Here is a 22,620-nt window from a genome sequence, read left to right as displayed (position 1 = left end):
CAATCATGACGAAGCTTTGGACTATCGGAATCAATCAAATACAGGCACCTGAACAATTAAGAGAGTCGCTTCAGGAGGCAGCGGATATGCTGCGCGCGGGGCAGACGATCGCCTTCCCGACGGAAACCGTGTATGGACTTGGCGCTGATGCGACCCAAACGGAGGCGGTTCGCGGTATTTATGCAGCGAAAGGACGTCCCTCTGACAATCCGCTGATCGTCCACATTGCTGATCGCTCGCAGCTTGATGAGTGGATCAGCGGTGTGGTGGATGAGCCGATTGAGCGACTTCTCGCACAGTTCTGGCCTGGACCGTTAACGGTCATTCTGCCTGTTAAGCCGAATGCACTTTCCCCGCTGGTTACAGCGGGGCTTTCTACCGTCGGAGTGAGGATGCCCGACCATCCTATTGCCCGCGAACTCATTCGACTCGCGGGTTGCCCTGTGGCTGCCCCGAGCGCGAATTCCTCGGGCAAGCCCAGCCCTACGCGTGCTGAGCATGTGCGCGAAGATCTCGACGGCCGCATCGGCGGCATCGTCGATGGGGGCTCCGCCGGCGTCGGCCTCGAGTCGACGGTGGTGGAATGGTCGCAGGATGCTCTGCATATCCTGCGACCTGGTGGCATCACCGCCGAGGCTTTGCGCGCTGCGCTGCCCGGCGTGACCGTGCATACCCCGGCGGAAGGCGGCGAGGCAGAAGCGGAAGCTGCGCTTTCCGCTGAGACGCCCCGTGCGCCGGGGATGAAGTACCGCCACTACGCCCCACGTGGGCGTATGTGGCTTGTTGACGGCGCTGATCCAGCCGCCGTCACAGCTATGATCCGGCGCGAGCTGCGCGCCGGGGCTGCCCGAGGTGAGCGCACAGGTGTGCTCACCTTTGAGGAACGGTCGGACCTCTACGAGGAGGCCGACCTCGTAATTGCCTGCGGCTCTCTTCGCGAGCCGCAAACCATCGCGCAGGGCTTGTTCGCGGCCCTGCGTCAGTTCGACCAAGATGGCGTGACCTTCATCTTGGCCGAAAGCTGCCCCGAGCAAGGCATCGGGGCGGCAATTATGAACCGCCTGCGCAAAGCGGCTGGTAATCATATCCTCCATGTAACGCAAGACTAAACGATTGCGATGATCTTATCGGTCTCTATGATCTCAATATCTCAATGATCTTATTGGTCTCTATGATCTCAATGATCTCAATGATCTCAATGATCTCAATGATCTCAATGATCTTAATGATCTCAATGATCTCAATGATCTTATTGGTCTCTATGTCTCAATGATCTCAATGAACTTATTGGTCTATGATCTCAATGATCTCAATGAACTTATTGGTCTCAATGATCTATTGGTCTTTATGTCTCTATGTCTCTATGTCTCAATGATCTCAATGATCTCGATGATGAAGCTAATGCATTTTTCCTAGTTTGTCCGCATATGTTGTTTAAGAACTATCGGACATAGGAGGTGCAGACGCGTGATGGATAACCTGCTGATTGGGCAAATTCTGACCGTTCTGCTCATGGCCTTTGCGCTCGGAATGGATGCTTTTTCTCTCGGGCTTGGCATGGGCATGAAAGGGATTCGTTTATTACATATCATACGGTTATCGATAATTATTGGAATGTTTCATATTATTATGCCGCTGGTCGGTATGCTTACAGGTAGTTATTTATCCTCCTTAATCGGACATATCGCTACGATTGCAGGCGGTATTTTACTTGTTTTGCTGGGTGGACATATGGTGTATTCATCTTTGCGCAGCAATGAAGAACCTGCTTTTGACACCCGAACCATATGGGGGACGAGCTTATTTGCGCTAAGTGTTTCTGTGGATTCGTTCTCCGTAGGGGTATCGCTCGGCTTATTCTCGACGGACTGGATTTTCACCATCCTATCCTTTGGCTTCATGGGTGGATTGATGTCTGTCATCGGATTACTTATCGGTAAACGGGTGCGCAGCTGGGTCGGTGAGTATGGTGAGGCATTTGGGGGCATTATTTTATTAGCCTTCGGATTGAAATTCATATTGGTTTTCTAAGGTAAGGATGGCGAAACCGTTTCTTCTTGGTGGCGGCAGGTTAATGCAGCGTTTGCTTCCCATCTTTAATAAGTATGATATGATCTTCCTATATAATGGGACGTAATCGTGCGGATCATAGGGACGGTGAAGCCGTTTCTTCTTAAATGTCACAGAAGGAGGTGGAGACATGCAACACATTTTGTTCGTATGCACAGGGAATACATGTCGTTCCCCGCTCGCTGAAGGATTAATGCGTAAGCTGGCGAGGGAAGCTGGATTAAGTGTGGAAGTTCGCTCTGCAGGTGTGTATGCAACAGATGGCGGTTCGATTTCCAATCACTCGGCTGCTATTTTACAAGAACATGGGGAGAAAATCGATGATTTTGGCTCCAGTACACTTACGAGAGAATTTATTGAATGGGCCGATTTGGTTTTGACAATGACGCTTGGACATAAAGGGATTGTGCTTCAACGTTATCCGAATGCTATCGACAAGACTTATGCACTCAAGGAGTTCGTTGAACTCAGTCCTGATGTATTTGAAGTGCTTGAAGAGCGGGGAAAGTTATTGGCGGAGTTTCAGATGAAGCTATCCTTGTCACAACCGATTACGGCTGAGGAGAAAAAAAAGCTTGCACAATTAGAACAGCTTATTCCTAATTTTGATATTATGGATCCATTCGGTGGGTCATTAGAGATGTATCGGGCGACTGCGCTGGAAATTGAACAAGGGCTGCGCAAACTGATTCATCAAATTGGGCAATAGTTGAATCAATTTCATAACTGATCTAAATGGTTATATTGAAACTATATATAGACAAATTAAAGCATTTTGATCTATATATAGTCCGGATTGAAGCAGCTAAAGGTATTATGAAATTGATTCAGTTGCATGAGGATAGATAAATTCCGCTTTATTCCAACAACTTCTATTTGATGTTGTTTTTTTGCTTTTGGCGGGAACAAAAGGAAATGTACTTTTAAAATAATGTTCACACAAATATCTGAAAGTTATTGGAATAGCATCTTTACAACAAGCAGTAGAATGCGCTAAGATAAAATCAATTTCAATGACCTTCATGTAACTGGCGACGAGTGGGTAACCACAGTGGAGCATGGAGGGATACGGCCGGTCGCCTGGGCAAGAGCAGCATGAGCTTTGAACATCGATTCGATGTTAAGGGAACAAATTTGTTTCCTAAGAAGCCATGCAGTGCTCTTTTTTGTTATTCAGAAGTTATAGGTTTGTTAGTTTGGTATAATAAGTTACAGAACGTACTTTGAAAGGGGATCTATACAACATGAAAATTGCAATTGGTGCAGATCATGCAGGTTACCGTCTAAAAGATGTCGTTGTACCTTTTATTCAAGAACTAGGTCATGAAGTAGAGGATTTAGGTGTATTTACAGCAGATTCTGTAGATTATCCTGATTATGCAGCTGGTGTATGCGATAAGGTGGTTTCAGGAGCTGTCAATAAAGGTATACTGATTTGCGGAACTGGAATTGGCATGTCCATCACAGCTAATAAAATTCCGGGCATAAGGTGCGCTCTGGTACATGATTTATTCTCAGCTAAAGCGACAAGAGAACACAATGATACGAATGTGCTTGCACTTGGCGAGCGAGTAATTGGACCAGGGGTTGCACAGGAAATTATTCGAGTGTGGCTTGAAACGGAATTCTCTGAAGGGCCACGTCACCAAGGCCGTATTAATAAAATCAAGTCGATTGAAACGAAATATACCCAGCAGTCTTGATACTCCAAAGGGAAGAGGGAAACTCTCATGAATCCAAACGAGATTGACAATGAGAAGGCAGCTCACGAGAGGAAAGAAGAACTGTTAAGTGGTATAGCCGCAGCGGTGGCAACTAATTTGCATGAATTGTTTAATGCAGGTAAATTGCATGCAGGTCAGCTGATCGTAATAGGTGCTTCAACATCTGAGGTGCTTGGTCATCAGATTGGGACTGCAGGAGCAATTGAAGTTGCAGAGCGGTTGTATGCAGGAGTTCGAGCGGCGTGTGATGAGCATGGTCTAGTGCCTGCATTCCAGTGTTGTGAGCATCTCAATCGTGCTCTTGTGATAAATGGAAGGACTGCTGAGAACTTATCGCTGGATCCTGTTAGTGTGGTTCCTGTACCGAAGGCAGGCGGATCAATGGCTGCGTATGCTTACAGCCATTTGCCTGGTGCAGTCGTTGTTGAACATGTACGAGCTCATGCAGGGATTGATATCGGTTCAACCTTAATCGGCATGCATCTTCGAGAAGTCGCTGTTCCTGTGCGTCCATCCATTCGGATGATCGGCAGTGCCTATGTCACCATGGCATACTCAAGAGCGAAACTGATTGGCGGCAATCGTGCAGTATACACAATGCCTATGCCTTGTTCAACTTAGCATTAACTTTAAACAATAGATCATGGGGAAAAAAGAGGAGGAATTATTGTAATGGAATTTTTAAGCAAGCAAGATCCTAAAATTGTCGAGGCCATCGGTCTTGAGCTTGGTCGCCAACGCGACAAAATTGAATTAATTGCCTCCGAGAATTTCGTTTCCCGTGCTGTGCTTGAAGCTGCGGGCACAGTATTAACGAATAAGTATGCTGAAGGCTATCCAGGCCGCAGATATTACGGCGGCTGCGAGTATGTCGACATTGTCGAGGATATCGCTCGCGATCGCGCGAAGGAATTGTTTGGTGCGGAGCACGCAAACGTGCAGCCACATTCTGGTGCACAAGCGAATATGGCGGTTTACCTAGCGGCCCTTAAGCCTGGTGATACGGTACTCGGCATGAACCTGTCGCATGGTGGTCACTTAACACACGGAAGCCCTGTGAATGCTTCCGGCATCTTGTATAACTTCGTCGATTATGGCGTGAGTGAAGAAGATGGCCGTATCAATTATGATGATTTGCGTAAAGCTGCGTTCAAACATCGCCCACGTATGATCGTTGCTGGTGCAAGTGCATACTCCCGCATAATCGACTTTGAAGCCATTGCTTCAATTGCTAATGATGTAGGTGCTCTCTTTATGGTAGACATGGCGCATATAGCAGGTCTTGTTGCAGCAGGATTGCATCCAAACCCAGTGCCGTATGCGCACTTCGTAACGACGACAACGCATAAGACACTTCGTGGTCCACGCGGCGGCTTGATTCTGACTCGCAAGGCCTGGGCTCCTACAATTGATAAAGCCGTATTCCCTGGCTCACAGGGCGGTCCATTAATGCACATTATTACAGCTAAAGCTGTTGCGTTAGGTGAAGCGCTGCAACCAGAATTTAAACAATATGCACAGAATGTAGTTAATAACGCGAAGACATTATCCGAAGCTTTAATGGCGGAAGGAATTAACATTGTATCCGGTGGTACAGATAATCACTTGATGCTGATTGATCTTCGTGGCTTGAACTTAACTGGTAAAGTCGCTGAGCACATCCTGGATGAAGTTGGTGTAACGTGCAATAAGAATACAATTCCTTATGATCCTGCTTCACCATTCGTTACAAGCGGTATTCGGATCGGTACCCCTGCAGTTACTTCCCGCGGTATGGGTGAAGAAGCTATGAAGACAATTGCACAAATCATTTCACTTACTTTGAAGAATCCTGAAGATCAAGCTGTTCATGATAAAGTACGCGGCATGGTGAAGGATCTGAATGCACAATATCCGCTTTACCCAGGATTATCTTACTAAGATCAAGAAGATATTGTTTAACCCTCCTTATAAAGAGGGCACTTCTTCTTCAAGGTATTATAGTTGAGTCATATAAATTTATTATCCAAATAAAGCGCTCTGTTACCCCCTCATTTGATGGGTCAGAGCGCTTTATTGTCGTTATGCTTCTTGAATTCGCAATGTGGTTACGCCATTAATTCTATAATTTAGCAATTCAAACCAAAAAGAGCCTTCCCAAGGTAAGAATACTTACGCCCTGAGAAAGCTCTCTAATTGATCAAACTAGATTAAATCAGGTACACCCTGAAATGTCACTTGGCAAAGCTCACAGTTGATATAAGCATAATTGATGCAAATAATGCCGCTTTTATCGCGTACGACTTGTTTCAACTGTAGGATAGGGTTATATAGTGGGCATTGCATTGCCTTACTGAGTATCTGATCAGCTGTTCTTATATCCACATCGGTCTTATCGACCTTATAACGAGTAGATAGGGTAGAAGAAAGTAAGGCATCAAGTGTTAAATTTTGAGCGATTGTATCGACAGGTAATGGAACTTGTACCGAAAAGAAGGTTTCAAAATAGACGGGTATTTCATTCTGGTTGGTTTGCATAAATCTCTTAACCTTGTTGATTTCTGCGTTAACCTCAATATTGAAGTCCTCTGCCAATTTGTTGTCTGCCTGACTGATCAGTGGACGCAGCCAATTCAGCTCATATTTATCTCCATACTTTAACTGGTACAAGCCATGACCTCCAATTTATCTTACGTATGCTTTGATCGTCATCAGGGTTTGACCTTCAGACCGCTTTGTTGGGCGAATGATATAACTGCCTACGCTAGCAGGGATAATAAAGGTTTCTGCATAGTGAACTATAAACGGTTCAAATGCATTCGTTGGACTTACGACCTCAGCTTCTTCACCTTCCACAAGATTTAACATATTCACACTACCCATGTTTTCATGTGTAACTGCTTTAGTAAATGTATGTCTTCGGCTTTCGATAAACTCTCTTTCGTGTAATCCCGTTTTTTCTTCCATAATGCCAGACTCGGATGATAGTTCTTCAAAACGATTCACTAACTGATTATAACACCAATCTGTTGTTCGATCCCACTGAATCGCTTGTTCACCGTGCTCGATATGAATAGGTCGCGGCAATCCATCTAGTCCGAGACGTCCCCAGTCCCATAGCTTAAACGTAAAGATATAAACACTGGCACTAATCTCAAGCACCATCGTATTTGTTCCGGAGCAGTGGATCGTACCTGCTGGAATTAGAATATGATCATGCTTTTTAACAGGGATTTTATTGACATACTTCTCAGCGTCAAATGTGACGTTTGGCTGGGTAGCAGCTTTTAATTCAGCTATCATTTCTTGTTGATTCACATTATCTTTAAGACCTAAATAGACGTAAGTATCCTCATCTCCACAATCCAATAAATAATAGCTTTCATCTTGTGTATAGTGCATACCGAAATTATCTTGAATATAATCAGTCAGCGGATGCACCTGCAGGGATAAGTTCTGGCCTTCCATCGTGTCTAGGAAATTAAACCGAATCGGGAATACAGGGCCAAACCGGGAATGAACCTTCTCACCAAGCAGTTGACGTGGTTGATAGAATATAACATCCATGGATGGAATCTCTACGCGAACATCCCCAAATCTTAAATAAAGGCTGTTCTCTTCAGGCACGCCATCAAAGCTCCATGCATAATTCGGCTTACTCGGATCCAGTCCGCAAACATCTTTCATCCATTGACCACCCCATACGCCAGGGTCAAAATAAGGAACAACTCGGAAAGGCTGTGCAGCAGCAGCTTTAAGACTATGGATAAAAGCTTCGCCAGTTATCATTTTAGGCGAATTCTTAACGTTCGTATCAAGTACATAATCTATTTTCTCAAAAAGTTGTTTCTTGTGACGGTCTGCTAGTCGCCAGTCTACAAAAAAACCTCGTTTGTATTTGCTAAGGAAAGGCTCGTCTACGTTTATTCCTTTGTAGTTAGACATGCCTTGTTTATATCGAGTTTGGATTTCCCATCTTGCTAAATCACAATAGATGAGCAGATCGCCTCGAGTGATTAGGGAAGCACCTACACCATAGACCAGAATGACTCCCTGCTGGACTTGCTCGATTAATTGTCTAACCTCTTCAAGTTTATCAGCAATAAAATAATCTTCTAATTTCTTGGTGGTGAGCACTCCGAATACGCGATCATCGGTTAGGTTATCTTGAATCATCGCCTCGTAGGTTTCTCTGTCATAGGTACATAGATCAGCAGATACAGAGATTGCAGGAACCATCTTCGCAAAATGCTGCAAAACCTCTTGCTCATCAACGCCAGGATAGAAGTCGAGAACGACTACGGAGCGGTTTTTGTTTTGTAATGATTTCTTTATTTCAGCAAGGATTGCATCATAGCCTTCAAAAGCGTGATCATCAAATCCGCTTATACGGACTTCTGGAAACTTATCATAGTTGTTATATTTTGCATACATACATATCAACTCTCCTATCCATATCTTTGAGTAAATCATAACATATGTCATTACATATAACAATTAACTTTATGGTTTTAGTCTAAAGTATTAACATATTGGGAGTTTGCCAGTATAATAGAGTCAATTAAGGAAAAATGGTTTTCATACACACAAAGAGGTGATTTGGAAATGACAAATTATATTGCTTTAGATGTTGGGGGCACTAGCATAACAGCAGCAGTCGTGACATCGGACGGGAATTTTATCGTGTCTCCACATAAATTTAGCGCTTACTCGAATTCCGATAAAACTACGATCATAAATAACCTTGCAGACATTATCAACCAAATGATTGAAGCGGCCCTTAAATTAAATTTGAATTTGAATGGGATCGGGATCGGCTTTCCAGGTCCATTTGACTATGAGAACGGAATTAGTCTCATTCAAAATATCAATAAATTCGATAGCATTTATCAGGTTAACTTAACTGAAGAACTGGTGAAATTATTACGGTTGCCACTACAGATCCGTTATGCTAATGATGCAGATTTATATTGTCTTGGAGAATGTACATTTGGTGTCGGACAAAATCATAAGCGAATTATGTGCATTTGTATCGGCACTGGAATCGGCTCGGGCTTTTTTGCGGACGGCCATCTTGTTAAAAGTGGTGCGAATGTTCCTGCAAGCGGATGGATTTACCCTACTCCTTATCGAGATGGAATTGCAGATGAATATCTTTCTGCTACTGGAATTCGTAAAATGATGAAACGATATCCTGAAACTGCTATACTGAGCGATGTGAAGGAGCTTTCACAAACAGCACGGATCAATATGCCAAGAGCACGAGAGATATTTGGTGAAGTAGGCAGGATATTAAATGATATCGTGACGCCCTATGTACTAGACTTCCAAGCAGAATGCCTGATTGTAGGTGGAGATGTGGCACGCAGCTTCGATCTTTTCTCGAAGCCCGTCACTTCTAACTTGAGAAAGCATGGGATTAAAGTGCTAAGCTCGCGCAATTTCTCAAATAACACTTTACTTGCGGCTTCTCTTTTATTTACATGAAGGGTATTGAAGCATTTTATCTTGAGCGTTTGGAGTGGAGATATGCCTTTATACGATCAAATTATTGACAGCGTTTTGGAACAGATTCATAACAAATCGTTAAAAGAGGGAGATATGCTTCCTACAGAAGTAGAGCTAAGCCAGCAGTTTGGCGTAAGTCGCCCTACGGTTCGTACTGCTCTTCTAAAATTGGTTAATGCAGGTTATCTGACTCGTACCAAAGGTCGCGGAACCTTCGTTACCAAGCCTAAAATCATTCAAGAATCTACTCAATTTATTGAAAGCTATAATGAGGAAATGGTGAATAAAGGTCTTACACCTAAAACCGTTGTATTAGAATTCGAGGTAATTCCAAGTAATGAAGCCATTAGCGACAAGCTGAGCATTCCTTGTGGAGATCAGGTGATTAAGCTTACCAGACTTCGTTATGTACAGCCTAATGATGAGGAGAGACCAGTTGTACTGACAACTGTCTATGTTCCTTATGATTTTGCACCAAATTTATTGAATTATGATTTTGAGAGCTTTTCGCTCTATGAGGTTCTCAGCAAAAATAATCTTGTTATCACTAAGGTTGTCCGTGAACTAGAAATCAAAATGCTATTTGGCAAAACAGCTCGCTTATTGGAAGCAAAGGATAATTCCCCAGCTCATTTTATTTCTTCAACAGGCTATAATGAATCGGGGAGCGTTGTGGAATATTCCGAAAGCTTTTATCCAGCTGATCGCAACAAGTTTATCATTAAAATTACGCGCTAGTTTACAAAAATCAAACAGGCATTTTTTGCACAATCTATTTGTGCGAAAGATGCCTGTTTTACGTATGAAGGCACAAAATGTAAGGCCTATTCAAGGTAGCGGAGGGGACGGAATTGTCCTGGAGAAGCGAAGCGTTCGCCTTTGCCACCGGATTTCTACCGCTCTATGCGGTATATAATCAAGAAATCTGGAGGCAACAGCGATCGCAAGGACAATCCGTACACGCAGCGGTCCACTATCGAGATCATCACAATTTCCAAGTACTAATGTTTGGTTGAGCTGAAATAGCGAATTAAAACTGAAAGTAGATAAAGCTACTATGCTCTCCACCAATATTGAACAGAAGGATCATGATGATGATGGTATAAACGACAGCTCGTACCAAAGTCGGTACTCGTAGCTGCCATAGGAGAGAGAAGCGTCTGAATCTCTTGATGATGAAAGCTTCCAGCATGTGAAGTAGGAATAGGAATGCGACGAAAGCAAAATATTTGTACAAGATAGGCGGTATAGTAAAAGGATTCATAGTTAACATAACCTTGATCATGTGCAAGGCATTCGAGAGACCTTCTGCCCGGAAGAATACCCAGCCAATGACGACCAGATGAAAGAAGATGAGGATAGCCGCAATACGATATAGCTTGCTTGTTTGAAGCTTGGACCAGCCTAGTCGCTTGAGCGTATCTTTATATAGATGATGAGCAACCTGCAACATGCCGTGATAGAAGCCCCATATGATGAACGTCCATGCCGCGCCATGCCATAGACCGGATAAAGTCATGGCAATGACTAGATTTGTATAACTTCGGAGTTTGGGGACTCTTGATCCGCCAAGTGGGATATAGATATAATCGCGAATCCAGCCCGATAGAGTAATATGCCATCTCCGCCAGAACTCACCGCTATTTGCGCTTAAGTAAGGAGTTCTGAAATTGAGGTCTAGCCTCAAACCTAGCAAATACCCGATTCCAACTGCCATATCGCTATAGGCCGAGAAATCTAAGTAGATCTGGAAGGCGAACAAATAAGCAGCAACCCATGCTTCTGCACCACCGAGCTCTGCGCTGCGAGCGAAGAAGGAGTTTACATAGGGTGAGATTTGATCGGCAAGCAGCAGCTTCTTACCAAGACCCATTGTGATATAGGCCAATCCAAGCTTAAACCGTAGAGGATTAAATCGTAGCCTCGGCATATTGCGGAGCTGTGGTAAGAATTCTTTACCGCGTAGAATAGGCCCAGCAGCGGAATGAGCAAATAACGAAATGAAGGTCCAGAATTCAAGTAATGAAGTAGCTGGCTCTAGTTTTCTTTTATAAACATCTGTCACGTAAGCGATAATTTGAAAGGTATAGAATGAGATTCCGATCGGCAATACAAGATTTGCCCAGAATGTAGCCTCAAGTCCTAAATCAATAGCTAGCATTCGCTCAACATTATGCAGCATAAACAAGGCGTATTTGAAAAAAATAAGATTTCCTAGTACCAAGCTAATGGCGGCAATTAGAAACAGTTTACCGTGTTTACCCAGCAAGCTACGAGATAGTAAATAAGACAACGAAACAACACAGAAGAAAACGACAAAGTAGCCTGCGCCTGCAGCAATATAGAATGCCACATTCGCTAAAGCGAGCAAGTATAGTCTTAGGCGGGGGAAACTGTAGTATAGACAGCATACAATAGCAAGAAAGCCTAAGAATATAGGCGTATGAAAAAGCATAATGAATCTCCCCTATTCGGGCAGTGTTTGCCACTTGTCCCATAGAATACTTGCCATTTGCTCATAGCCTTCTTTAGTGAAGTGAGTATGATCGGAGAATAAATCCGGCTTAATCGTACCGTGCAGGTTCATGTAATTGACTGGTTGGTTAGCCATATAAGTATCAATCGACTTTAGATTGTCCTTATAACCTGAGTTTTCAATATATTCTTTGGAAAGCTCTTCATTGGTTCCGGATAAGAACACAAGGGTTCGTGTATTCTCTTGATGCTTGATGATTTTGTTCATGAATAGGACGTGAAGATTCTGTTCGCTCATATCAAAGGGTTTAGGATCAAAGGCACTTACATATTCTTGTCCTTTGAGTATTTCCTTCAGATTCTCTTTCATGAACCAAGGTCTCACATCGCCAAGGGCGTCGGAAGGTCGCTTGCCATAGACCATTGATTGCCAAGTGAGATTAAGCTTTTGCTTAATAAAGTCCTGATATTTGTACAAAGGGATGTTCATTAGGACAGGCTTAACAATGTAATTCTCATAAATGGCAGATAAGCCTTGCTTGTCTTCATATCCGTTCTGCTTTAAATGAGATGTAATTTGATTATAACTTGTGGTGTCTAGTTGCTTTAATTCCGGCCCAAGCCAGAACACAATTCGGGGTCCGGGATTCCGAGCCACAAAGCTGGAGTAGCGAGTATCCATGATGACATTCTGTGTGGATATGTTTCTTGCATCAAGCATAAGTAGTAAGGTATAGAGGTCTCCGGCTTGCATGGCTGGCATTGATAGATTAAAAACGGTTTGAGCGGCCCCGGCATCTTCTTTCATTCGTTGTTCTAAATAATAGGCGACGGAGTTGTCCGAGCTTTGCGGTGTACCATAGGTTACGGAGTCACCAAGAACAAGGAGATAGTCTTGTAAATTCTGTTGTTCGATTTGGATTGCGATTTTATCTAGTGCTGTACTTAGAAGCCTGGGATCGTCTTTGAATAAATTGTATTCCACTCGGTAGTGGTGAACATCGTCTGAGGAAATGAAATAGTTAATAGGAATTTGAAGTAAACATAGGAGTAGGGCCAGATAACCAATCATTCGCAGACTTTTACGAGATTTTCTAGCTTTCTTAAGTAGTGTGGTTTGAGGGTTGCGGGCGGTATAAGGTAATGATTCTGGATGAGCTTTACTAATAGATTTGCTCTCGTTTATCAAATATCATGTTCCTTTTCAATTTAATGTAGGATGTCATGGGATTCTTTTCGACAAATTAAGAAAAAATCCTTTATCTAATACCAAAAATAGTGGTATTGAAAAAAGCTAAGCATTAATTCATAGCATTTAGTCGTTGATTGTTTTATAATGCTTTTCCAAGAAGACAGAAAAACTTTATTTTCGCTTATACTTACCTTGATTTGTCTATATGTACATTAATTTGTATGTATGGGGTAATCTTTTGGTTAGGATAGGGGAAAAGGCTGTGTTATAATATATTATTGTAATTATTTTGTGCATGTGTTTACACACTGAGGAGGATTTAGTAATGGGTAAAGTGTTTGTCTGTGATCACCCACTGATTCAGCATAAGCTGACCTACATAAGAGACGAGCGAACGAATACTAAAGATTTTCGTGAATATGTAGATGAAGTGGCAACTTTAATGGCTTATGAAATTACACGTAACATTCCACTTGAGAAAGTTATCGTGAAGACTCCGGTAACTGAAGCGGAATGTTCGATTATATCTGGGCGCATGCTCGGTCTTATACCGATCTTACGTGCTGGACTTGGCATGACAGAAGGTGTTCTTAAATTAGTTCCAGCAGCTAAAGTTGGTCATATTGGATTATATCGCGACCCAGAGACACTTAAGCCCGTAGAATACTATGTGAAACTACCAACTGATGTTCAAGAGCGTGAGCTTATTGTAATTGACCCGATGCTTGCAACCGGAGGCTCGGCCAATGCTGCAATTACAGCGCTGAAGAATCGTGGTTGTACACAAATTAAACTGATGTGCTTAATTGTTGCACCTGAGGGTGTCGAGGCTGTTCAAAAAGAACATCCAGATGTCGATATATATGTTGCTGCAATCGACAGTTATTTGAATGACCATGGTTATATCGTACCTGGACTAGGCGATGCAGGAGACAGATTGTTCGGGACAAAGTAAGGGGATGAATTTGATAATGAAGCGTTTGAAAGTAATCACGATTTTCGGAACTAGACCTGAAGCGATCAAAATGGCTCCACTAGTGCTTGAGTTACAAAAGCACTCTGACCAAATTGAATCACTTGTTTGCGTAACTGCGCAGCATCGGGAGATCCTCGATCAAGTTCTTGAGATATTCCGAATTACACCGGATTATGACCTGAACGTCATGAAGGCTCAACAGACATTAAATGAACTCAGCGTTCGGGTGCTGCAAGGGCTAGAGCCAGTGTTTCGCGAGACACAGCCAGACCTTATCCTTGTTCATGGCGATACATCAACGACATTCCTTGCCAGCTACGCTGCATTTTTGCAACAAATTAAGGTAGGACATGTCGAAGCTGGTCTTCGTACATGGAACAAGCTTTCACCATATCCAGAGGAAATGAATCGCCAGCTTACGGGCGTAATTGCTGATTTACACTTTGCGCCAACTTCTTGGTCGGCAGACAATCTTCGCCGTGAGAATAAATCGGATAGTACGATTTATGTAACAGGTAATACGGTAACGGATGTATTCCAGTACACCGTGAATAAAGAATTCGCCCATCCGGTACTCGAATGGGCGAAGGGTAAGAGACTTGTTCTTATGACGGCGCACCGCAGAGAATCGCAAGGTGAACCGCATCTTCGGATTTTCCGTGCTGTAAAACGACTTGCCGATGAGTTCGAAGACATTGCGATCGTATATCCAGTGCATCCGAGTCCTGCTGTGCGCGAACCAGCTCACGAGATGCTTGGTAATCATCCGCGCATTAAACTAATTGATCCGCTCGATGTGACAGAGCTACACAACTTTTTCCCGCATACCTATATGATCTTAACTGACTCTGGAGGTATTCAAGAAGAAGCGCCTTCATTTGGAGTTCCTGTTCTTGTACTTCGAGATACAACGGAGCGACCAGAAGGAATTGATGCAGGAACACTAGAGCTCGTTGGATCAGATGAAGATAAGGTGTACGAGCGTGCGCGTGTATTATTGACAGATACAGCTGAGTATCAGCGTATGAGTCAAGCTGCTAATCCATATGGTGATGGCAAGGCGAGCGAACGCATTGTCCAAGCAATTCTTCACCACTTTGGGAAGGCAGAAAGTTCTCCAGAGCCTTTTTTGGGCTAATCTTTTGAATATATTATGACAATCACTAGCAATAGTGCAATTAATTTGACAACTAACTAGGATTATGAATTGACAATAGAAACAGGCTTTAGATACAATGTATTGGGATAATTGTGATAATTGTCATAGCTCTGATTTAGGAGTGTGTGTGAATGAAGACACCTCGTCGTTCAGATGATCCATGGCGTGCAGCAGGACTTGTCACTGCACTTGGTCTCGATCTGGTTATTTGCATGGGTGGAGGCTATTTGTTAGGTGATTTTGTTAGCCGCTCTATGGGTGGCAATAAGCTCTGGACTGTAGCTGGCATCGTACTAGGCTTGATTATTGGGATCTACAGCATTGTACTCGTGCTTCGCAAGATTATGGGAGGATCTCAATGAATGAATTACACACTCACATTCAGCGATTATGGAAATTTACATGTCTGTTTTTATTCCTTTGTTTTATATGCTGGGTGTTCCTTACTTCGTATCGACCGACTATTGCAGGTTTGATGCTCGGGACAACTGTATCCGTAGTAAATGTTTGGTATACCGCCCTCAAGGTTCGTCAGTTCACTGAGGCAGTAGCTGGACAACAAAAGCGAGTTAGCTTAGGCTTTCTTACTCGGATCGCAATTTCCCTGCTAGCCGTAATGCTAGCTATTAAATCGGCTCACTTTCAGGTCATTACAACAGTAATTGGTTTAATAGTAGCGCCAATGGCCACAGTACTTCTGGGTTTAAGGTATGCCAAGAAAGTACGAAAGTAGTAAGTCAATCATGAACGACAGCGGAAAGGGGTGAAAACAATAATATGCATGAGGTACCGGTATTCAAATTATTGGGCATTGATTTCGATCTTTCGGTTTTATTGTCAACCATTGTAACGATAATTATCGTCTTCATTATTGCCATGCTATGTGTGCGTAAACTTTCTGTCGACAAACCAAGTAAAATGCAGAATTTTTTGGAATGGATCGTTGAGTTCGTTGCAGGCTTTATCAGTAGCGTTATGGATATGAAAAGAGGTAAAGGCTTTATTACACTAGGTGTTACCTTGATCCTATTTATTTTTATAGCGAACTTACTTGGATTGCCGTTTAACATTGCGACCGAACCGACTGAGCCGTTCTCTTTATTTGGTAATCCAGTGATTACACAGGCGATGTTAGATGAAGCTCACACGAGTGGTAAGCACTTATCCATCCTATGGTTTAAGTCGCCAACGGCTGATGCTTTGTTTGCAATGGGATTAGCAGGTATGGTGATTTTCATGGTGCATTTCCTTGGAATGACTCGGAATACCAAAGGATATTTCAAACATTACTTTGAGCCGTTCTGGTTCTTCGTTCCACTCAACTTAATCAAAGAATTCTCCAAGTTGTTAACATTAGGTATGCGTTTGTTCGGTAATATTTTTGCCGGTGAAGTTATGCTTACCGTTATTCTAATGGCGGGGGCTTGGGGTATTGTTCCGTTGATTGCTTGGCAAGGCTTTAGTATTTTCGTAGGAGCTATTCAAGCATTTATCTTTACGGTACTTACGATGGTTTATATTTCTCAAGCTGCCGAGAAACATCACGATTAAGCTTAGGTTATGTCCCGAAGGTCTATATGGACTCAGGTGAAGAATAATACAAAAACTTTTAATTTATTGAGGAGGATTTTAAAGATGGATATGGCTATGTTAGCAGCAGCTATCGTTGTAGGTTTAGGTGCACTTGGTGCAGGTATTGGTAACGGTTTGATCGTAAGTAAGACAGTTGAGGGTATCTCCCGTCAACCTGAGTTAAAAGGTGCTCTTCAATTAACAATGTTTATCGGTGTTGGTATCGTCGAGGTTGTTCCAATTATCGGTGTTGTATTCGCATTGTTATTCTACTTCGTTAAGTAACAAAGTGAAGCTTTGGCGGGGAAGGTCTAAGCCATCCGCGCCTTCATTTTGTAACTTTGTGAAGCGGAAACTGACTTACACCTCTCAGAAGGGAGTGACTCTTGAATGGAGTTTATTTTAGGAAATGCCATAATCGCAATCGTAGGTTTTGGAGTTTTATACTTCTTACTTCACCGTTATGCACTTGGGCCTTTACTAGGTATGATGGAAAAACGCAGAGAATTGATCACAAGTCAAATTGAATCTGCTAAGAAAGACCGTCAAGATGCTGAAGTATTCATTGCTGAGCAGAAAGAAGCTTTAGCTCAAGTGAAGAAAGAAGCTTTCAATATTGTTGAGACTGCTAAAACAAATGCTTCTCGTCAAGCAGATGAAATCATTGAGAAATCGAAGCTTGAAGCGAGCCGTATTAAAGATGAGGCTTTGCGTGATATTGACAGTGAAAAGAACAAAGCCATTGCTGCATTACATGCAGAAGTGGGTTCATTATCTGTGGCTATTGCTGCAAAAATTATCGAAAAACAAGTTACCGAACAATCACAACAAGAACTTGTTGACCAATACCTGAAACAGGTAGGAGGAGTTCAATGAGTGACATCGTTGTAGCTAAAAGATACGCTAAAGCTCTTTTTGAAATTGCTCAAGAAAAGGGCAAAATCGCTGAGTATGAGGCTGATTTGAAGTTAATTGTCGATGCAATTCGGGAGAACGTTGAATTAGGAAGTATCCTTTCACAACCTAATATCGATATTCAAAGAAAGACTGATTTAATTAATGCTATTTTTCAAGGTAAAGTCTCAGATGATGTAGTGCAAACTTTGAAGCTTCTTGTAACAAGAAGACGCGAAGGTATTCTTAGCACTTTACTTATGGATTATATCCAGATTTCTAATGATGTTCTTGGACAAGCAAACGCGATTGTATATACACCGTTTGCCATTTCAGATGCACAGCAACAAGAAATCGCAACTGAGTTCAGTAAAATTACGGGTAAAACCGTTCGTGTAGAAATTGTGATTGAACCGAGCCTACTTGGTGGGATTCAGGTTCGAATCGGCAATCGTTTATATGATGCAAGTTTTTCTGGCAAATTGGATCGATTGCGTAAAGCTATGATCTCAAGCACTGTAGATAGGGGTGAGGTTCGTTGAGTATCAGACCTGATGAAATCAGCTCGCTAATTAAGCAGCAGATTGAAAATTTTAAATCAGAGTTGCAAGTTGTTGATGTAGGGACAGTCATTCAAGTCGGTGACGGGATTGCCCGCGCACACGGTTTGGAGAACGTTATGGCAGGAGAATTACTAGAATTCTCTAACGGCGTCGTTGGTATGGCTCTTAATTTAGATGAAAACAATGTCGGTATCGTTATTTTAGGACCTTACAGCGATATTCGCGAAGGCGACCAAGTTAAACGTACAGGCAAAATTATGCAAGTACCAGTTGGTGAAGAATTACTAGGCCGTGTAGTTGACTCACTAGGTCAACCGGTTGATGGCAAAGGACCTATCAACACGACTGAGTTCCGTCCAGTTGAATCCCAAGCTCCAGGCGTTATGGCACGTAAATCCGTTCATGAGCCAATGCAAACAGGTATCAAAGCGATCGACGCTATGATTCCAGTAGGCCGTGGTCAACGTGAGCTTATCATTGGTGACCGTCAAACAGGTAAAACTGCAATTGCGATTGATACAATCATTAACCAAAAGGGTAATGGTGTTAAATGTATCTATGTTGCAATCGGTCAAAAGCAATCAACTGTAGCGAACGTTGTTGAGACTCTTCGTCGTAATGGCGCGTTGGAATATACGATCGTCGTAACTGCGAGTGCGTCTGATCCAGCTCCGTTATTGTTCCTTGCTCCATATTCAGGTTGTGCGATGGGTGAGTACTTTATGTATAAAGGTGAGCACGTGCTCATTATTTATGATGATTTGTCCAAACAAGCAGCTGCTTACCGTGAGCTTTCACTATTGCTTCGTCGTCCACCGGGTCGGGAAGCATTCCCTGGTGACGTATTCTACTTACACTCCCGTTTACTTGAGCGTGCAGCTAAGTTGAATGATGAACTAGGTGGCGGTTCCTTAACTGCACTTCCGTTCATTGAAACACAAGCTTCTGACGTATCAGCTTATATCCCAACGAACGTAATCTCGATTACGGACGGTCAGATTTTCTTGGAATCTGACTTGTTCTACTCCGGTCAACGTCCTGCGGTTAACGTTGGTATCTCCGTATCGCGTGTAGGTGGTGCGGCTCAAATTAAAGCAATGAAGAAGGTTGCTGGTACTTTGCGTCTTGATCTTGCAAGCTATCGTTCACTTGCAGCGTTCGCACAGTTCGGTTCCGATCTAGATAAATCAACTCAAGCACGTTTGAACCGTGGTGTTCGCATGCTTGAAATTCTTAAGCAAGGCGTTAACGAGCCTATGCCAGTTGAAAAGCAAGTTGTTTCTCTTTATACAGCAGTTAAAGGTCACTTGGATGATATTCCAGTACATGACATTCAGCGTTTTGAGAAAGATTTCCTTGCATTCGTTGACACGACTCATCCTGGAATCTTTGCATCCATTCGTGATACGAAAGATCTTGTTGCTGACAACGAGGCTGCTATGAAAGCTGCAATCGCTGAGTTTAAGAAAAGCTTCGCAACAACTTAAATCATCTTTTCAGGCTTGCTAGTCAAGCAAGCCTTTTTATGTGAATAAGAAAGTATAAGTCATGCGCCTATACTTTCTAGTATTCATCTTATGAAACGCATCCGTCCTATAAAGACGGCGTAGCCGTTTCATCTTGGTGAATAAGTAAGAATACGTTAAATTGTTATACCCCAAGGTGGTGAAACGATTGGCCAAAGGCATACGCGATATTAAACGCCAAATCAAGAGTACTCAGAGCTCCAAGCAGATTACCAAAGCGATGGAAATGGTTGCGGTATCTAAGTTACGCAAAGCTCAAGAGAATGCGGAATCTGCAAGACCTTACGCGGATAAGATGAGAGAAGTGATCGCGAGTATAGCAGCAGGCACTACAGGGATCAAGCATCCTATGCTGATGACACGTGAGATCAAGAAGACGGGTTACCTCGTCATGACATCTGACCGTGGTTTAGCAGGTGGTTACAATGCGAACCTACTTCGTATGATCGCAAACTCGATTCGTGAAAAGCATAAATCCGAGGATGAGTACACGATCTTCGTATTGGGGCGTAAAGGCCGTGACTTTTTCCGCAAACGGAATTTTCCGATTGCTAGTGAAGTCATTGGTGTAGCCGACACTCCTGTGTTTGCAGATATTAAATCCATTGCTAATGAAGCGGTACGCAATTTTGAGAATGGTTCGTACGATGAGTTGTACGTAGTATATAACCAATTTATCAACGTATTGACACAAGTACCAGTATCAAAACGCTTATTACCTTTGGAGGATTTGCAAACTTCGAATAGTGGACCTACAAGCAGCTATGAATATGAGCCATCGGCTGAAGAAGTGCTTGAAGTACTTCTTCCGAAATATGCTGAGACCATGATTTATAGTGCGCTTATGGAAGCTAAGGCAAGTGAGTTCGGTGCTCGCATGACAGCTATGGGTAGTGCGACGAAGAATGCTGATACATTAATAAATTCGTATACATTGCAATATAACCGCGCTCGTCAAGCAGCGATTACACAAGAAATTTCTGAAATCGTTGCAGGGGCGAATGCATAAAGGAATAACTTTGGATGTAGGAGGGAAAAAAATGAACAAAGGACGCATTGTGTCCATTACGGGACCGGTTGTCGACATCGAGTTTGAACGCGGTCAGCTTCCTGAGATCCTAAATGCGATCAAAATTGTTAAACCGTCTGAAAAAGAAGGCGAGTTATCAATTAACTTAACGGTAGAAGTTTCGCTACATTTGGGCGATAACCTTGTTCGTTGCGTAGCAATGTCCACAACTGATGGACTTGTACGTGGTTTGGAAGCAATTGATACGGGAGCTCCGATCAATGTTCCAGTAGGTCCTGTTACACTTGGACGTGTATTTAACGTATTGGGTGAGCCGATCGATGGTACTGAGGACGACCGTACTTTGACAAGTCCAATTCACCGTGCGGCGCCTTCTTTCGAGGAATTGTCCACACAAGCGGAAATTCTTGAAACAGGTATTAAAGTAATTGACTTACTAGCTCCTTATACTAAGGGTGGTAAGATCGGTCTTTTCGGTGGTGCGGGTGTAGGTAAAACCGTTACAATTCAAGAGTTAATTAACAACATTGCACAAGAGCACGGTGGTATCTCCGTATTCGCAGGTGTTGGTGAGAGAACTCGTGAAGGTAATGACTTGTTCCACGAGATGAGCGATTCCGGCGTTATTAAGAAAACAGCGATGGTATTCGGTCAAATGAACGAGCCTCCTGGTGCACGTCTACGTGTTGCCTTGTCAGGTTTGACTATGGCTGAGTATTTCCGTGATGAAGAAGGCAAGGACGTGTTGTTGTTTATCGATAACATTTTCCGCTTTACTCAAGCGGGTTCTGAGGTTTCAGCACTACTCGGACGTATGCCATCCGCGGTAGGTTACCAGCCAACGCTGGCAACTGAAATGGGTCAATTGCAAGAGCGTATTACATCAACTAAAAAAGGTTCAGTTACTTCCATTCAGGCTATTTACGTTCCTGCGGATGACTATACTGACCCGGCTCCAGCTACTGCATTTGCTCACTTAGATGCAACAACTAACCTTGAGCGTAGAATTTCCGAGATGGGGATTTTCCCAGCGGTTGATCCGCTTGCTTCCTCTTCCAGAATTCTAGCGCCTGAGATTGTTGGCGAAGAGCACTATGCTGTTGCACAAGGCGTAAAACGTATTTTGCAACGTTACAAAGAATTGCAAGATATCATTGCGATCCTTGGTATGGACGAATTGTCTGAAGAAGACAAGTTGACTGTACAACGTGCAAGAAAAATTCAAAACTTCCTATCGCAATCGTTCCACGTTGCAGAGCAATTTACTGGCCGTAAGGGTCAATATGTGCCTGTTAAAGAAACGGTTCGCAGCTTTAAAGAAGTGCTTGATGGTAAGCATGACAACCTACCTGAGGATGCATTCTTATATGTAGGTACTATCGAAGAAGCTGTGGAAAAAGCGAAGACTCTATAGAATGACGTGTTATGCTTTCTCGATACAGATTTAACTAAAGTCTGTACTCACAAAACTTTTGGGAGGGATGGACCGTGAGCACTTTCCTATTGGAAATCGTCACTCCGGAGCGTAAAGTATATACACAAGACGCATCGATGGTCATCGTCAAGGGCGTTGAGGGAGAAATGGGTATTTTACCTAATCATGTCCCTCTCGTCACTCCTTTGAAAATTGCGCCAATTATCGTTAAGCATGCTGGTGGCCAAGATGAAATTCTTGCTGTGCACGGCGGTTTTATGGAAATTCGCAAAGACAAAGTCGTTATTCTTGCTGAGAGCGCTGAAGGTCCTAGTGAGATCGATCTTGATCGTGCTAAAGCAGCTAAAGATCGTGCGCAACACAGATTAGATGCGATGACGAAAGACAACATTGATTATGCTCGAGCAGAACGTGCATTACACAGAGCAATTAATCGTATTGAAGTAACTGAGCGAAGAATTTAAAGTAAAAGGCTATCCATTATGAGGATAGCCTTTTTTCTATTAAATGAAGTTGT

Annotated in this window: 25 protein-coding genes and 1 riboswitch; of the genes, 21 read left to right on the top strand and 4 right to left on the bottom strand. The window is 43.0% G+C overall.

All coding sequences use genetic code 11. The features are described 5' to 3' along the window. Nucleotides 1-5: 5 nt before the first annotated feature. The 6 genes from AC1DOK_RS11980 (at nucleotide 6) to AC1DOK_RS11955 (ending at nucleotide 5,714) form a co-directional block, all read left to right on the top strand. Nucleotides 6-1,109 (top strand): L-threonylcarbamoyladenylate synthase, encoded by a 1,104-nt coding sequence (locus tag AC1DOK_RS11980; RefSeq protein WP_477554511.1) that lies wholly within the window; start codon nucleotides 6-8, stop codon nucleotides 1,107-1,109. A gap of 361 nt (nucleotides 1,110-1,470) precedes the next feature. Continuing rightward, entirely contained in the window at nucleotides 1,471-2,031 is a 561-nt protein-coding gene (locus AC1DOK_RS11975; RefSeq protein ID WP_477554556.1) for a manganese efflux pump MntP, read from the top strand. Between the two features lie 169 nt (nucleotides 2,032-2,200). After that, on the top strand, nucleotides 2,201-2,779 hold the full coding sequence (locus tag AC1DOK_RS11970) for a low molecular weight protein arginine phosphatase (RefSeq protein ID WP_477554510.1): 579 nt from the start codon (nucleotides 2,201-2,203) through the stop codon (nucleotides 2,777-2,779). Between the two features lie 305 nt (nucleotides 2,780-3,084). Then, nucleotides 3,085-3,163: riboswitch (ZMP/ZTP riboswitch) on the top strand. A 151-nt stretch (nucleotides 3,164-3,314) separates the two neighbouring features. Next, nucleotides 3,315-3,773 carry a ribose 5-phosphate isomerase B gene (rpiB, locus tag AC1DOK_RS11965; RefSeq protein WP_477554509.1) on the top strand — a complete coding sequence of 153 codons (459 nt, stop codon included), beginning with the start codon at nucleotides 3,315-3,317 and terminating at the stop codon, nucleotides 3,771-3,773. Nucleotides 3,774-3,800: 27 nt separating this feature from the next. Continuing rightward, nucleotides 3,801-4,415 (top strand): TIGR01440 family protein, encoded by a 615-nt coding sequence (locus AC1DOK_RS11960; protein WP_477554508.1) that lies wholly within the window; start codon nucleotides 3,801-3,803, stop codon nucleotides 4,413-4,415. 51 nt (nucleotides 4,416-4,466) lie between these two features. Continuing rightward, the gene (locus AC1DOK_RS11955; RefSeq protein ID WP_477554507.1) at nucleotides 4,467-5,714 is read left to right on the top strand and encodes a serine hydroxymethyltransferase; all 1,248 of its coding nucleotides are present in this window, start codon (nucleotides 4,467-4,469) and stop codon (nucleotides 5,712-5,714) included. A 264-nt stretch (nucleotides 5,715-5,978) separates the two neighbouring features. Here AC1DOK_RS11955 and AC1DOK_RS11950 read toward each other — a convergent pair whose 3' ends face one another. Together AC1DOK_RS11950 and AC1DOK_RS11945 are read right to left on the bottom strand one after the other, a co-directional pair. Next, nucleotides 5,979-6,443 (bottom strand): UTRA domain-containing protein, encoded by a 465-nt coding sequence (locus AC1DOK_RS11950; RefSeq protein ID WP_477554506.1) that lies wholly within the window; start codon nucleotides 6,441-6,443, stop codon nucleotides 5,979-5,981. Between the two features lie 15 nt (nucleotides 6,444-6,458). Continuing rightward, the gene (locus AC1DOK_RS11945) at nucleotides 6,459-8,207 is read right to left on the bottom strand and encodes a class I mannose-6-phosphate isomerase (protein ID WP_477554505.1); all 1,749 of its coding nucleotides are present in this window, start codon (nucleotides 8,205-8,207) and stop codon (nucleotides 6,459-6,461) included. Nucleotides 8,208-8,378: 171 nt separating this feature from the next. Here AC1DOK_RS11945 and AC1DOK_RS11940 point away from each other — a divergent pair, with 171 nt between their 5' ends. The 3 genes from AC1DOK_RS11940 to AC1DOK_RS11930 all read left to right on the top strand — a co-directional run bounded on the left by AC1DOK_RS11940 (nucleotide 8,379) and on the right by AC1DOK_RS11930 (nucleotide 10,297). Beyond that, a complete protein-coding gene (locus AC1DOK_RS11940) occupies nucleotides 8,379-9,260 on the top strand; it encodes an ROK family protein (protein ID WP_477554504.1) in 882 nt (293 codons plus the stop codon). A 42-nt stretch (nucleotides 9,261-9,302) separates the two neighbouring features. Further along, complete coding sequence (locus AC1DOK_RS11935; RefSeq protein WP_477554503.1) at nucleotides 9,303-10,019, top strand: GntR family transcriptional regulator; 717 nt, start codon at nucleotides 9,303-9,305, stop codon at nucleotides 10,017-10,019. A 113-nt stretch (nucleotides 10,020-10,132) separates the two neighbouring features. Further along, on the top strand, nucleotides 10,133-10,297 hold the full coding sequence (locus AC1DOK_RS11930; RefSeq protein ID WP_477554502.1) for a hypothetical protein: 165 nt from the start codon (nucleotides 10,133-10,135) through the stop codon (nucleotides 10,295-10,297). Nucleotides 10,298-10,311: 14 nt separating this feature from the next. Here the strand turns inward: AC1DOK_RS11930 and AC1DOK_RS11925 are convergent, their stop codons facing one another. Both AC1DOK_RS11925 and AC1DOK_RS11920 read right to left on the bottom strand, forming a co-directional pair. Continuing rightward, a complete protein-coding gene (locus AC1DOK_RS11925) occupies nucleotides 10,312-11,736 on the bottom strand; it encodes an MBOAT family O-acyltransferase (RefSeq protein ID WP_477554501.1) in 1,425 nt (474 codons plus the stop codon). Between the two features lie 12 nt (nucleotides 11,737-11,748). Beyond that, on the bottom strand, nucleotides 11,749-12,945 hold the full coding sequence (locus tag AC1DOK_RS11920; protein WP_477554500.1) for a hypothetical protein: 1,197 nt from the start codon (nucleotides 12,943-12,945) through the stop codon (nucleotides 11,749-11,751). A gap of 328 nt (nucleotides 12,946-13,273) precedes the next feature. Here AC1DOK_RS11920 and upp point away from each other — a divergent pair, with 328 nt between their 5' ends. From upp to AC1DOK_RS11860, 12 genes are all read left to right on the top strand, one after another. Then, on the top strand, nucleotides 13,274-13,903 hold the full coding sequence (gene upp / locus AC1DOK_RS11915) for a uracil phosphoribosyltransferase (protein WP_477554499.1): 630 nt from the start codon (nucleotides 13,274-13,276) through the stop codon (nucleotides 13,901-13,903). Nucleotides 13,904-13,919: 16 nt separating this feature from the next. Then, nucleotides 13,920-15,062, top strand: a complete 1,143-nt coding sequence (gene wecB, locus AC1DOK_RS11910; protein WP_477554498.1) for a non-hydrolyzing UDP-N-acetylglucosamine 2-epimerase — start codon at nucleotides 13,920-13,922, stop codon at nucleotides 15,060-15,062. A gap of 152 nt (nucleotides 15,063-15,214) precedes the next feature. Continuing rightward, nucleotides 15,215-15,445 (top strand): AtpZ/AtpI family protein, encoded by a 231-nt coding sequence (locus AC1DOK_RS11905; RefSeq protein ID WP_477554497.1) that lies wholly within the window; start codon nucleotides 15,215-15,217, stop codon nucleotides 15,443-15,445. Continuing rightward, nucleotides 15,442-15,816: an ATP synthase subunit I gene (locus AC1DOK_RS11900; protein WP_477554496.1), complete on the top strand. Its 375-nt coding sequence runs from the start codon at nucleotides 15,442-15,444 to the stop codon at nucleotides 15,814-15,816. The genes AC1DOK_RS11905 and AC1DOK_RS11900 overlap by 4 nt, the downstream gene beginning before the upstream one ends. A gap of 44 nt (nucleotides 15,817-15,860) precedes the next feature. Then, the gene (gene atpB, locus AC1DOK_RS11895) at nucleotides 15,861-16,634 is read left to right on the top strand and encodes a F0F1 ATP synthase subunit A (protein ID WP_477554495.1); all 774 of its coding nucleotides are present in this window, start codon (nucleotides 15,861-15,863) and stop codon (nucleotides 16,632-16,634) included. A 90-nt stretch (nucleotides 16,635-16,724) separates the two neighbouring features. Further along, nucleotides 16,725-16,940: a F0F1 ATP synthase subunit C gene (atpE, locus tag AC1DOK_RS11890; protein ID WP_477554555.1), complete on the top strand. Its 216-nt coding sequence runs from the start codon at nucleotides 16,725-16,727 to the stop codon at nucleotides 16,938-16,940. 105 nt (nucleotides 16,941-17,045) lie between these two features. Further along, nucleotides 17,046-17,531 carry a F0F1 ATP synthase subunit B gene (gene atpF, locus AC1DOK_RS11885; protein WP_477554494.1) on the top strand — a complete coding sequence of 162 codons (486 nt, stop codon included), beginning with the start codon at nucleotides 17,046-17,048 and terminating at the stop codon, nucleotides 17,529-17,531. Next, entirely contained in the window at nucleotides 17,528-18,091 is a 564-nt protein-coding gene (locus AC1DOK_RS11880; protein WP_477554493.1) for a F0F1 ATP synthase subunit delta, read from the top strand. The genes atpF and AC1DOK_RS11880 overlap by 4 nt, the downstream gene beginning before the upstream one ends. Next, the gene (atpA, locus tag AC1DOK_RS11875) at nucleotides 18,088-19,599 is read left to right on the top strand and encodes a F0F1 ATP synthase subunit alpha (protein ID WP_477554492.1); all 1,512 of its coding nucleotides are present in this window, start codon (nucleotides 18,088-18,090) and stop codon (nucleotides 19,597-19,599) included. Before AC1DOK_RS11880 ends, atpA begins: the two co-directional genes overlap by 4 nt. Nucleotides 19,600-19,786: 187 nt before the next feature. Continuing rightward, nucleotides 19,787-20,647 carry an ATP synthase F1 subunit gamma gene (gene atpG / locus AC1DOK_RS11870; protein ID WP_477554491.1) on the top strand — a complete coding sequence of 287 codons (861 nt, stop codon included), beginning with the start codon at nucleotides 19,787-19,789 and terminating at the stop codon, nucleotides 20,645-20,647. Between the two features lie 31 nt (nucleotides 20,648-20,678). Beyond that, on the top strand, nucleotides 20,679-22,082 hold the full coding sequence (atpD, locus tag AC1DOK_RS11865) for a F0F1 ATP synthase subunit beta (RefSeq protein ID WP_477554490.1): 1,404 nt from the start codon (nucleotides 20,679-20,681) through the stop codon (nucleotides 22,080-22,082). A 74-nt stretch (nucleotides 22,083-22,156) separates the two neighbouring features. Next, complete coding sequence (locus tag AC1DOK_RS11860) at nucleotides 22,157-22,567, top strand: F0F1 ATP synthase subunit epsilon (RefSeq protein ID WP_477554489.1); 411 nt, start codon at nucleotides 22,157-22,159, stop codon at nucleotides 22,565-22,567. Nucleotides 22,568-22,620: the final 53 nt, after the last annotated feature.

The organism is Paenibacillus sp. P5_B5 (assembly GCF_056400365.1).
Note: the sequence above shows the minus strand (reverse complement) of the source record. Positions and strands in the feature narration are given on the sequence as shown.